General features: G+C 51.2%; 8 protein-coding genes. 5 read left to right on the forward strand and 3 right to left on the reverse strand.

Features of this window, described 5'->3' with window-relative positions:
• Nucleotides 1–129: 129 nt before the first annotated feature.
• On the reverse strand, nucleotides 130–1,452 hold the full coding sequence (gene rlmD / locus Q0X97_RS04360; protein WP_302065809.1) for a 23S rRNA (uracil(1939)-C(5))-methyltransferase RlmD: 1,323 nt from the start codon (nucleotides 1,450–1,452) through the stop codon (nucleotides 130–132).
• Between the two features lie 161 nt (nucleotides 1,453–1,613).
• On the opposite strand from rlmD, the gene Q0X97_RS04365 reads away from it, so the two are divergent.
• The 3 genes from Q0X97_RS04365 to Q0X97_RS04375 all read left to right on the forward strand — a co-directional run bounded on the left by Q0X97_RS04365 (nucleotide 1,614) and on the right by Q0X97_RS04375 (nucleotide 6,357).
• Complete coding sequence (locus tag Q0X97_RS04365; RefSeq protein ID WP_302065808.1) at nucleotides 1,614–2,612, forward strand: L,D-transpeptidase; 999 nt, start codon at nucleotides 1,614–1,616, stop codon at nucleotides 2,610–2,612.
• A 262-nt stretch (nucleotides 2,613–2,874) separates the two neighbouring features.
• The gene (locus Q0X97_RS04370; RefSeq protein ID WP_302065807.1) at nucleotides 2,875–4,332 is read left to right on the forward strand and encodes a TrkH family potassium uptake protein; all 1,458 of its coding nucleotides are present in this window, start codon (nucleotides 2,875–2,877) and stop codon (nucleotides 4,330–4,332) included.
• Between the two features lie 192 nt (nucleotides 4,333–4,524).
• Nucleotides 4,525–6,357 (forward strand): lytic transglycosylase domain-containing protein, encoded by a 1,833-nt coding sequence (locus Q0X97_RS04375; RefSeq protein ID WP_302065806.1) that lies wholly within the window; start codon nucleotides 4,525–4,527, stop codon nucleotides 6,355–6,357.
• Nucleotides 6,358–6,665: 308 nt separating this feature from the next.
• Here the strand turns inward: Q0X97_RS04375 and dnaK are convergent, their stop codons facing one another.
• Both dnaK and grpE read right to left on the reverse strand, forming a co-directional pair.
• Entirely contained in the window at nucleotides 6,666–8,597 is a 1,932-nt protein-coding gene (dnaK, locus tag Q0X97_RS04380) for a molecular chaperone DnaK (RefSeq protein WP_302065805.1), read from the reverse strand.
• 220 nt (nucleotides 8,598–8,817) lie between these two features.
• Nucleotides 8,818–9,354, reverse strand: coding sequence for a nucleotide exchange factor GrpE (gene grpE / locus Q0X97_RS04385; RefSeq protein WP_302065804.1), 537 nt, complete (start codon nucleotides 9,352–9,354; stop codon nucleotides 8,818–8,820).
• Nucleotides 9,355–9,581: 227 nt separating this feature from the next.
• Between grpE and aceK the strand changes: the two genes are divergently transcribed.
• Both aceK and cysE read left to right on the forward strand, forming a co-directional pair.
• Entirely contained in the window at nucleotides 9,582–11,357 is a 1,776-nt protein-coding gene (gene aceK / locus Q0X97_RS04390) for a bifunctional isocitrate dehydrogenase kinase/phosphatase (RefSeq protein WP_302065803.1), read from the forward strand.
• Nucleotides 11,358–11,526: 169 nt separating this feature from the next.
• Nucleotides 11,527–12,318, forward strand: coding sequence for a serine O-acetyltransferase (cysE, locus tag Q0X97_RS04395; RefSeq protein WP_302065802.1), 792 nt, complete (start codon nucleotides 11,527–11,529; stop codon nucleotides 12,316–12,318).
• The last annotated feature ends 16 nt before the right edge of the window (nucleotides 12,319–12,334 follow it).

Here is a 12,334-nt window from a genome sequence, read left to right on the forward strand (position 1 = left end):
TAAACAATGTTACTGCCTGATAAGTATTAGGCATATTAAAGCCATGTTGTCCCCCAAGTGCATCATGATAACATGATTTAACTGATTATTACATCAATAAACTATTTTAACATCTTTTTTGTTTTGATGTTAATGTAACTCAAACCACCCTATGGATTCCACATGCGCGGTTTGGGCGAACATATTCATCACACCTGCCGCTTTGAAGCGATAACCTTTGTCCACCAAAACTGCGGCATCCCGTGCGAATGTGGACGGATTACAGGATACATAAACTATTCTTTTGGGCAAATACAGTCCATGTAGGGCCTGAACAACTGCATATGCCCCGCTTCTGGGCGGATCAAGCAGCATTTTGTCGAAGACACCCCATGACGCTACGGCGGCGGCATCGGTTTTAAACAAATCGGCCGTCTGAAATGATGCTTTACTACCACAATTATTCAATCGTGCGTTTTCTGAAGCCCGTCGGGTTAAAAAATCAGCACCTTCGATACCGACAATGTCAGCACCTTGTTTGGCCATAGGAATGCTGAAATTTCCCAAGCCGCAAAACAAGTCTGCTACTCTTTCTCCTGCCTTGGTATCCAACAAACGTAATGCCCTGCTGACCATCAGAGCATTCAAGTGTGGATTGATTTGAGTAAAATCACCGGGGCGGAAAGGCATTTGCACGCCGAACTCCGGCAGGTTGTAAGCAAGTTGTGGCGCTTGTTCGGGATAAAATGGAAAGGCTTTACCTTCCCCGTATTGCAGCCAAATTTGCCATTCCTGAACATTTGTTCCATTCAGGCCGTCTGAAAACTGCCGGAGCGCCTGTTTTGTTTTTTCGCACGGTTCATCCTGTATACAGACATTTAAAACCGTAACCTGTTCCCCAATCGAAAACTCTATATGGCGGACACGTTCTTTTCTATCGGCGCAATTTTGCAGCAAATTTCTTAATTCAGGCAACATATTTGAAACATGCTTTGGCAAAATCAGGCAATTACTGACATTAACAACATCATGCGTTTTACGGGATTGAAACCCTAATTTCAGACGGCCTCCTTCATTTACCGACACGCTAAGCCGTGCACGGTAACGATAAGCCCACGGCATACCGTAAACAGGAGGAAGCAATTGTTCGGGAAATACTTTACCTATACGTAACAATTGCTCTTCTAATATTCTCTGCTTGAAAGCAATTTGTGCCGCCGGTAAAACGTGCTGCAAAACACATCCTCCGCATGTATTAAAATAACAACACTCAGGTTCCACTCTTTCAGCAGATGCTTTTATAACGGCAACGGTTTCTGCTTCGTCAAATTGTTTTTTACTTCGGGTAAGACGGTAACTTACCTGCTCAGTAGGCAGCGCCCCTTTAATAAAAACCGTTTTCCCGTTTACACGAGCCACTCCCCTTCCTTCGTAATCTAATGAAAAAACTTCTGCAATATTTTCTGATTTCATGCATTTATCCTGCTCCAGGCCGTCTGAAAATATATTCCGGCACCCTACCGTTGAATGGTATTTCATCGCCAAATTCTTTATTTTCTCACAAAAATCCAGATATTACTGTATGATTCTTTAGCTGTTTTCTATTTATGAATCACCCATTACCAATACAAGCAATGAAAAAAAACGAATTCGGCTTGCTGGCACTGTCAGTTAGTGCGGTAGCTTTTGCCAATACCCCTGTACCGGACTTTCCACCCATCGACGCAGGCCAGCACGTTGTGATTAACATTCCTCAACAACGTTTGTTCGTGTACACCGACGGCAAGCTGACTAAAGCATATCCTGTTGCCGTCGGCAAAGCTTTGACGCAAACCACCTTGGGCGAACACAAAATCGGTGCCAAGGCGTTTAATCCTACTTGGCACATCCCCAAAAGCATTCAAAAAGAACGTAACGACGGTATTAAAACCATCCCACCCGGTCCAAAAAATCCGTTGGGGCCCGTATTCGTGCGTATGGGCGACCCGAAACTGGGATTGGGCATTCACGGCACCAATGCGCCGAGCAGCGTACCCGGGGTGCGCAGCCACGGTTGCGTACGCATGAAATCGCCGGATGCACTTGAGTTTGCCAATGCTATTACCAGCGGCTCCCCTGCTTCCGTGATTTACCAAATGGCCGCGCTGAACACCGATGCCAACAACAATCTGTGGCTGGCGGCCTTCCGTGATCCCTACGACAAAAAAAATCTTGATGTTGCGGCTTTGCGTAAAAGCATTAATGCGTGGGCGAAAGCGCATGGGAAAAACATTAACGCCAAACGTGTCGAAGCCATTTTGAAAAACAAAACAGGCCAGCTCAACTGTTTGACCTGTGCCAAAGGTATCAAACTTAAAGGCCCGTTGCAGTCGCTGGCATGGACCAACGGTTTGGCCGAGCCGACCAAACCGAAGGCCGCGCCTGTTCCGCCTCCTGTTAAAGACGAAGTTTTGCCGTCGGGCACTGCGATTGAAGTGGATGAGGAAATGACCAAACCCGAACCGGGAGTTTCTTCCAACATCGTGCCGGCACCTGTACCTACTGCTCCGCCTGCGCCGAAACCTGCTCCGGAGCCTTCCGCCGAACAGTATCGCCCCTCGAAAAACAAGGAGCTGATAGAAGAGCTATTCTAAACGCTTTTCTAATCGAATCAGGCCGTCTGAATTCTTTCAGACGGCCTAACACCTTTGTTTTAACCTCTCGGCGGCGGGCAAACATCCGCGCCTGTGTGAAATTTTGCTAAAATATTCCTTATATTTTTCAGACGGCCTTGTTACTTATGCATAACCTGAAGGCCGTCTGAACTACTTTTGATATTTGAGAAGCTGATTATTTTCAGACGGCCTTCCGCCAACGGCCGAACCGGTTGCCGATGCCGTCTGAAACACCCATACCATGTATAAAGTTATACCGATTATCCATATTCTTTCCAAACTCGGCGTGCTGTTTTCGATACTGCTGCTGGTGCCGACGTTTGTGTCTTATCTTTATCTGGACGACGCACTCTTAGCGTTCGGGCGCACCGCATTGGTTACGATCGTGGCTTCTTCCGCCATATGGCTGCTGACTTTGCAATACGATCGCGAACTGCGCCCGCGCGACGGTTTTACACTGGTATTTATGCTGTGGCTGGGCTTCGCCTTGGTGGCCGCCATGCCGCTTTATCTCTATTTTCCGCATATAAGTTACACCGATGCCTTTTTCGAAGCCATGTCGGGGCTGACCACCACCGGTGCAACGGTTATTACCAGTTTGGACACGCTGGCTCCCTCCATTAATTTCTGGCGGCACATGCTCAACTGGTTGGGCGGCATGGGGATTATCGTCCTCGCCGTCGCCATTTTGCCGATGTTAGGCGTGGGCGGCACACAGCTTTTCAAGGCAGAAATTCCGGGTATCGACAAAGACAGCAAAATGGCACCGCGCATTTCGCAGGTGGCCAAAAAACTATGGCTGCTCTATGTGGGCTTTACCGCCGCAACCTGCCTAGCCCTGCATTGGGCGGGCATGAGCTGGTTTGATGCCGTATGCCACGCCATGGCCGCCCTTGCGCTGGGGGGCTTTTCGACACATGATGACAGCATTGCCTACTTCAACTCTCCTACCGTCGAAGCCGTGATTATGATGGCTACTTTGGCCGGAGCAATCAGCTTTGCCAGCCATTTTTCCGCATTGAAGAGCCGTTCGCTAAAAAGCTACTGGCGCGACGAAGAATGCCGCGTGCTGCTGACTACGTTAACCATCAGCATCACGACAGTCAGTTTTTATTTATGGCACTTAAACCACTACCCTTCGCTTGAGGAAGCATTCCGTTTTGTCAGTTTCAATTTCATATCCGTCGGGCTGGCAAGCGGATTTGCCAATGCCGACTTCTCCCAATGGCCGTTGATTGCTGCTTTATGGATGTTTTTTCTTTCCAACATACTCGCCAGCTCGGGCTCTATGGGCGGCGGCATGAAAAGTGTGCGCGCGATTGTGCTGTTTAAATTCAGCCTGCGCGAAATGATGATGCTGCTGCACCCGAAAGCCGTGCGTAACGTCAAAGTAAACGGCCGTACCATTCCCGAACGGATGGCGCTTACCGTGATGGCCTTCGTTTTCGTGTATTTTATGACGGTGGTACTGTTTACTTTCCTAATGATGGCTACCGGTTTGGATTTTATCTCGGCATTTACCGGCATCATTGCATGCATCACCAATGCCGGCCCGGGTTTGGGCGAAGTCGGCCCTGCCCGCAACTATGCAGGACTCAGCGATTTTCAAAAATGGTTGTGTACTGCCGCAATGTTGCTGGGACGGTTGGAAATTTTTACCGTTGCCATCTTGTTTACTCCTGCTTATTGGAAAAAATAGGCGGCATTGCAAAACCTCTTTTTCAGACGGCCTCTTATCCAAACACCTCATACCCCGAAACAAGCAAAGTTTTCAGGCCGTCTGAAAATCCTATCCTTTCAAGAATGTAAATCCCGCCTTATCGTTTTGAGGGGCGGTATAAATCGTTTAGAATCGAACATTCCAACAATAAAATCTAAAGAAAGCATACGCATGGCTCTGAAACAAACCCTCCAGCTCACCTTGACCGCCGCAGCCGTTTTGATCGTGGCGGCCTGTTCCTCGCACGAACAGCCGGTAGAACCCGTTAAACACGGCGATGCCCACGGTGCCGGCAGCGCTACCGAAACACCTTCTAAAACATTATCGGATTACAGCCTGTATCAAAGCACTTTGGATGCCGTCAAAATAGACGACGACATGCTCCCCTCCCAATTCCTCGACCAAGCAGGCAACAGCGCCATGGCGGAAACCGTGCGTAACGAATGGTTGAAAAGCTTGGGCAACCGCAACTTATGGGCGCAATTCAACCAACAATATGCCAAACTCGACCAAGCGGGCCGCTCGCAAGAAGTACAATGCTATGCCGAATACAACAATCGTAACTTCGACGGACTAGCTAAAGAATTATCCAAAGAAATCAACCGACTGCCCAAAGGTTGCAACGTATTGATCGAAGCCGCCGCCGCATCAGGCCGTCTGAATGCAAAAGACGCTTGGCGGCGTGTGCGCGGGCTCATCAGCAACAACCAAATTACCGACGCACGCAACCTTGCGGCGGCTTTAGGCAGCCCGTTTGAAAGCGACGGACAAGGCGCACAGGAATACAGCCTGATTAACGTTATCGGCAACACCTCGAAAAAAAATCCCGCTTCCGCCGCCATACTGGAAAGCATGTCCGACAGCCTGAGCCGCGAGCAAAGCAGCTTTGCATGGGGCGTGCTCGGCCACATGCAGGCATTGAACCGCAACATGGGTGCGGCAATGAGCCATTACAGCCGCGCCGACCGCAGCCAGTTGAGTAACGAACAGTTTGAATGGTACGCACGCGCCGCACTGCGCCTGCAACGCTGGAGCGAACTGGCCAACATTATCGAAAGCATGCCGGAAAAACTGCAAAAAGACCCGACATGGCAATACTGGCTGGCCCGCAGCTATGCAGCACAAGGCGACAGCGCACGTGCCCGCGGCCTGTATGAAAAAACCACCCAAACCGGCCGCAATTTCTACGCTGTAATGGCAACGGAAGAATTAGGCCGCCGCATCAACACCCGCAACAATGTCGGCGAAGTGCCGAAAAGCGAAATCAACAAACTTACCCGCAACGCAGCCATCGACCGTGCTCTGACCTTATTCAAAGCCAGCCGCGACAACGGCGACTGGAAAATGCGCCGCCAAGCGCAAGCCGAATGGCGTTACGCTACGCGCGGTGCCGGCGAAGATACACTGCTTGCCGCCGCGCAACTGGCGTTCAACCACCAGTTTTATGAAATGGCAATCAACAGTGCGGAACGTACCGACCAAAAACTCAATTACAACTTGCGCTACATCTCGCCGTTTAAAGAAACCACCACACGCTATGCCGAACAAGCCGGTGTCGACCCCGCTTGGGTATACGGCCTTATCCGCCAAGAAAGCCGTTTTATGCTGGGCGCTCAATCCAGCGTCGGCGCACAAGGGTTGATGCAGGTAATGCCTGCCACAGCCCGTGAAATTGCCAATAAAATCGGCATGAGCAGCGGAGAACTTTACACCATGGACGGCAATATCCGCATGGGCACATGGTATATGTCTGACGTGAAACGCCGCCTGCAAAACAACGAAGTGCTGGCTACCGCAGGCTATAACGCCGGCCCCAGCCGCGCCCGCAACTGGCAAGACAGCAACCCGTTGGAAGGAGCTATTTATGCCGAGACCATCCCTTTCAACGAAACCCGCGATTATGTGAAAAAAGTGATGACCAACGCCACTTATTACGCCAGCCTGTTCAACGAACCGCAAACTTCCTTAAAACAGCGCATGGGCGTGGTGCCGGGGCGTTATTGATCGGTAGAATGTTTTGATAAGACTAAGGCCGTCTGAAACTTATTTTCAGACGGCCTTTCTGCTTTATACGGCGAACAAACTTAAGTTACCGCACTATGGCGGACGGAATATTCGGGCTTAATCCGAGCATCTCGCAACAACCCTAGTAAAACCTAAGATATTCGGGTCAGGCCCGAGCATGACGAATCGTGATAAAGTAAGTTCATCGGTTATAGAAAAACGAAGTTATCCGCCGATATAAAAAGGACGCTGAAACAGCGTCCTTTTTGGTTCCGATCAGGCCGTCTGAAAACGGCTCGTGAGCAGGTTTAGTCTTTTTTGTCTTTCACTTCTTCAAACTCGGCATCCACTACATCGTCGTTGCCTTTGGCACCGCTGTCGGCTTGTTGGCCGGCTGCCGCACCGTTAGCTTCGGCTTGTGCTTGGGCATAAACCATTTCGCCCAGTTTTTGGCTGGCTGTGCCCAATGCTTCGGCTTTAGCGTCGATGTCGGCTTTGTCGTCGCCTTTAACGGCTTCTTCGGCGGCTTTCAAAGCATCTTCGATTTTTGCTTTTTCGTCAGCATCCAGTTTGTCGCCGTATTCGCCCAATGATTTTTTCACCGAGTGAATCAGAGCTTCGGCTTGGTTGCGTGAAGAGACGAGTTCGGTCAGTTTTTTGTCCTCTTCGGCATTGGCTTCGGCATCTTTCACCATGCGTTCGATTTCTTCCTCGCTCAAACCTGAAGAGCCTTGGATGGTAATCTTCGCTTCTTTGCCGGTGCCTTTGTCTTTGGCAGACACGTGCAGAATACCGTTGGCATCAATATCGAAGGTTACTTCGATTTGCGGAATGCCGCGCGGTGCGGGTGCGATGTCGCCCAAGTTGAAGTTACCCAGCGATTTGTTGGCAGAAGCACGTTCGCGTTCGCCTTGCAGCACGTGGATGGTTACTGCGCTTTGGTTGTCTTCGGCAGTCGAGAACACTTGCGACGCTTTGGTCGGGATGGTGGTGTTTTTGTTGATGAGTTTGGTCATCACACCGCCCATGGTTTCGATACCGAGCGACAACGGGGTTACGTCGAGCAGCAATACGTCGCTGCGGCCGCCGCCCAATACTTCGCCTTGGATCGCTGCGCCCAAAGCCACGGCTTCGTCGGGGTTTACGTCTTTACGCGGCTCTTTGCCGAAGAAGGCTTTAACGGCTTCTTGTACTTTCGGCATACGGCTTTGACCGCCCACCAGAATCACGTCGTCGATGTCGCCCACGCTCAAGCCGGCATCTTTTACGGCTACGCGGCAAGGCTCGATAGAGCGTTCGATCAGGTCTTCAACCAAGCTCTCGAATTTGGCGCGGGTGATTTTCATTGCCAAGTGTTTCGGGCCGGTGGCATCCATGGTGATGTACGGCAGGTTAACTTCGGTTTGTTGACCGCTGGACAATTCGATTTTGGCTTTTTCGGCCGCTTCTTTCAGGCGTTGCAGTGCCATCACGTCTTGTTTCAGATCAATGCCTTGTTCTTTTTTGAACTCGGCGATGATGTAGTCGATCAGGCGTTGGTCGAAGTCTTCGCCGCCCAAGAAGGTGTCGCCGTTGGTGGCCAACACTTCAAATTGTTTTTCACCGTCCACATCGGCGATTTCGATGATGGAAATATCGAATGTACCGCCGCCCAAGTCGTAAACGGCAATTTTGCGGTCGCCGGTGGTGTTTTTATCCATACCGAAGGCCAAGGCTGCTGCAGTCGGCTCGTTGATGATGCGTTTCACGTCCAAACCTGCGATGCGGCCTGCATCTTTGGTGGCTTGGCGTTGGCTGTCGTTAAAGTAAGCCGGTACGGTGATCACGGCTTCGGTTACCGGCTCGCCCAAGTAGGCTTCGGCGGCTTGTTTCATTTTGCGCAATACTTCGGCGGAAACTTGGGGCGGAGACAATTCTTTGCCTTGTGCTTTCACCCATGCGTCGCCGTTGGCGGCTTTGATGATTTCGAAAGGCATCAGGTCGATGTCTTTTTGTACTTCTTTGTCTTCGAATTTATGGCCGATCAAGCGTTTGGCGGCATAAATGGTGTTTTTCGGGTTGGTAACGGCTTGGCGTTTGGCCGGTGCGCCGACGAGGATTTCGCCGCCGTCGAGGTAAGCGATGATAGACGGGGTAGTGCGTGCACCTTCGGCGTTTTCGATTACTTTGGTTTGGCCGTTTTCAGAAATAGCCAAACATGAGTTGGTTGTACCTAAGTCGATACCGATTACTTTTGCCATTATGATATAACTCCTTAATGTTTTTAAATTCTTTGCGGGCTTCTCGCCCTGTCGGATGGGTAAATAAGGTGGTTTCGCTGCTTTTCAAGTGTCGGCGTTCAAATTATTTTTCCAACAATAAAAATTTTTAATTCAAATACTTGCATTGATTTCAGACGGCCTTTTGCTTTCACGGCCGTCTGAAAATCCTATGACGGATAAACCGCAAACAACGCTGCTTTCAGTTTTCGCCTTTCGCCACGGTAACCATGGCAGGGCGCAATACGCGGTCGGCAAGCTGGTAGCCTTTTTTCATCACGCTTACGATGGTGTTCGGTTCTTGTTCGCTTTCCACCAACTGCATGGCTTGGTGGTGGTGCGGATCGAGTTTGTCGCCCGGTTGCGGGTTGATTTCGGTAATCTGGGTGTGCTCGAACGCTTTGTTCAATTCGTTCAGCGTCATCTGTACGCCCATTTTCAAGGCTTCGAAGTTGCCGCTTTGGTCGAGCAGCGCCATTTCCAAGTAGTCTTTTACCGGCAGCATTTCGGCGGCAAACTTTTGCCCTGCATATTTGTGCGTGGCCTGTAATTCTTCGGTATGGCGGCGGCGCAGGTTTTGCTCGTTGGCCAAGCCGCGCAATTGTTCTTCTTTCAGCATGGCTTCCAATTCGGCCGCTTTAGCTTCCAATTCTTCATAGGAAGGCTTTTCCGATACCTCTGCCCCTTCGGGTGTTTCCAATGTTTCTTCAACTTCTACGGATGGGTTTTGTTCGGTCATTTTGTCTATCCTGTGCAGGTAATAAAATGTGAATAAACTTCAATATAAGGCCGTCTGAACGATATTCAAGCCGTTTGGCGCATCAAAAGGCGCGGGCCGTTCGAAACGTTTTTCAGACGGCCTGCACCCTTGCAAAACAGCCTAAAACAACATAAGGTTACATGAATTAAAAACAAAACGGCCCCTCAAACCGGAAAGGCCGTCCTAACAACTACAAAGGAAAATAAATGACTCTGCGACTCACCCAGAATCTGGGGCGGGAGGTTGCCGAAACCATGCTGGCCGGTTTCAACAAGCACTACCGCCTTTACCGCGAAGTTACCGCCCGTGCCAAAGAATTGTTCGAACAGCGCAACTGGCGCGGCATTCAGGATTTGGTGGCCGAACGTATCCAAATGTACGATCAGCGCGTGCGCGAAGCGGTTGATTCGCTCAACCGCGAACATGCCGCCACGACTTTGAACGACGAAGTGTGGGCGGCAGCGAAAACCGAATACATCGCGCTGTTGGTCAACCACAAGCAGCCTGAGCTGGCCGAAACCTTTTTCAATTCGGTATCCACCAAACTGCTCGACAAAGAGTATTACAACAACCAGTTTATTTTCGTCAAACCCTCCACCAGCACCGAATACATCGATTCCGACCCGCCTACTTTCAGCTCGTTTTATCCCGACAAAGAAGGTTTGCGCGGCTGCCTGCGCGATATTTTGAAGCACTTTAACTGGAACGTGCCGTTTGCCCGCATGGCACGCGACATCGGCAATATCTTGCGCGCCGCCCGCCTGCATTTTCAAGCGGAGTGGCCGCCTGAAGAAATGAACCTGCATGTGCGAGTGCTGAATTCGCCGTTTTACCGCAACAAAGGCGCGTATGTATTCGGCCAGATTATCAACGGCAGCACGCGCCATCCGTTTGCGCTGGCCGTGGTGCATGACGAGTCCGGCCGCTTGATGGTCGATGCCGCTTTGTTTGAGCCGCAGCAGATCGCCGTGCTGTTTTCTTTTGCCCGCGCTTACTTTTTGGTGGACATGCCCGTGCCCAGCGGCTACATCCATTTTCTGCATGAAATGCTGCCGATGCGTTCGCGCGGTGATTTGTACACCATGGTCGGCCTGCACAAACAGGGCAAAAACATCTGGTGGCGCGAATTTGCCCAGCACCTTGAATACTCGCACGACAAATTCATTCTCGCGCCCGGCATCAAAGGGCTGGTGATGAGCGTGTTTACCCTGCCCTCGTTTCCTTATGTGTTTAAAGTGATTAAAGATACTTTCGGCCCAAACAAGGATTTCGACCAAGAATATGTGCGCCGAAAATACCTGCTGGTGAAAAAACACGACCGCGTCGGCCGCATGGCAGATACGCTCGAATTCGCCAATGTCGCCCTGCCCAAATCGCGCTGCGACGAAGAGTTTTTGGAAGAAATGCGCACGCTCGCGCCGAGCCAGTTTGAAGAAAACGACGACTGGGTAATCATCAAGCACGTTTATGTGGAATACCGCTTAAAACCGCTCAACCTGTTTATGCAGAAAGCCAAGCCCGCCGACAAAGCCGCTGCGGTAATCGACTACGGCTACGCACTCAAAGAGCTGGCCTCCGCCAATATTTTCCCGGGCGACATGCTGTATAAAAACTTCGGCATGACCCGTTTCGGCCGCGTGATTTTTTACGATTACGACGAAATCGAGTACATGACCGACTGCAATTTCCGTAAAATCCCACCCGCGCCCAATCCCGAATACGAAATGTCGGGCGAAGTGTGGTATCCGGTGAACAAAGGCGACGTGTTTCCCGAAGAATTCGGCCCGTTCCTGCTTGGCGAACCCGATGTGCGGCAGGTGTTTTTGCAGCACCACAAAGACTTGCTCACCGCCGAATTCTGGCAGGGTAAGAAAGAACGGCTGATGCAGGGGCTGTATGACGATTTCTACCCTTATCCGCAGTCGGTAAGGTTTACGACCGAAAAAGTCGCCAAAGGCTTTTCGGACACCGCTGATGCCTGATATCCGGTTGCCGCACCCACTTCCCGAGGCCGTCTTAAAACTTTTTTCAGACGGCCTCCGAGGTTTATTCCGTTTGCTTCGCACGTCCGAGCCGTGCGATATTGCCGTGAAAACGAATGTTTCATCGCCGTAAAACTTTACTTTCCACATGACCGACCAGAGGCTGTTTATGAAAAAAGACCACCTCAACACCCCCGATTTCGATTTGTGGCAGGCCATCCGCCAAGAAACACAGGAAGCCGCCGAAGCCGAACCGATGCTGGCCAGCTTCCTGCACCAAACCGTGCTGCAACATCACTCCCTCGGCTCCGTGCTCGCATTCCACCTGTCCAGCAAACTTTCCGGCGCGATGATGGATGCCCGCATTCTGTTTGAAATCTACCAACAGGCATTGTGCAGCGACAAAAGCATCGTCGAAGCCGTGCAGCGCGACCTGCTGGCCTGCTACGAGCGCGACCCCGCCTGCGACGAATACTCGCTGCCGCTGTTGTATTTCAAAGGATTCCACGCCATTCAGGCACACCGCATCAATCATTGGCTGTGGAACCGCGGCCGCAAAACGTTGGCGTATTTCCTGCAAAACCGCTCTTCCGAAGTATTCGGCGTCGACATCCACCCCGCCGCCCGTTTCGGACGCGGCCTGATGCTCGACCACGCCACCGGTTTCGTGGCCGGAGAAACCGCCGTACTCGGCAACGATATTTCCATCTTGCACGGCGTAACACTCGGCGGCTCGGGCAAAGAAAGCGGCGACCGCCATCCGAAAGTGAGCGACGGCGTGATGATAGGTGCCAACGCTTCGGTGCTGGGTAACATCCGCATCGGCGAAAGTGCGAAAATCGGCGCAGGCAGCGTGGTGGTGGCCGACGTGCCGCCGCACACCACCGTTGTGGGCGTGCCTGCCAAGCCCGCCGGCAAAGCGGCCAACGTGCCGGCGGAAGAAATGGACCAACGGATTTAAACCGCTTGTATAATAG

The organism is Neisseria sp. MVDL19-042950 (assembly GCF_030504625.1).
GTDB lineage: Bacteria > Pseudomonadota > Gammaproteobacteria > Burkholderiales > Neisseriaceae > Neisseria.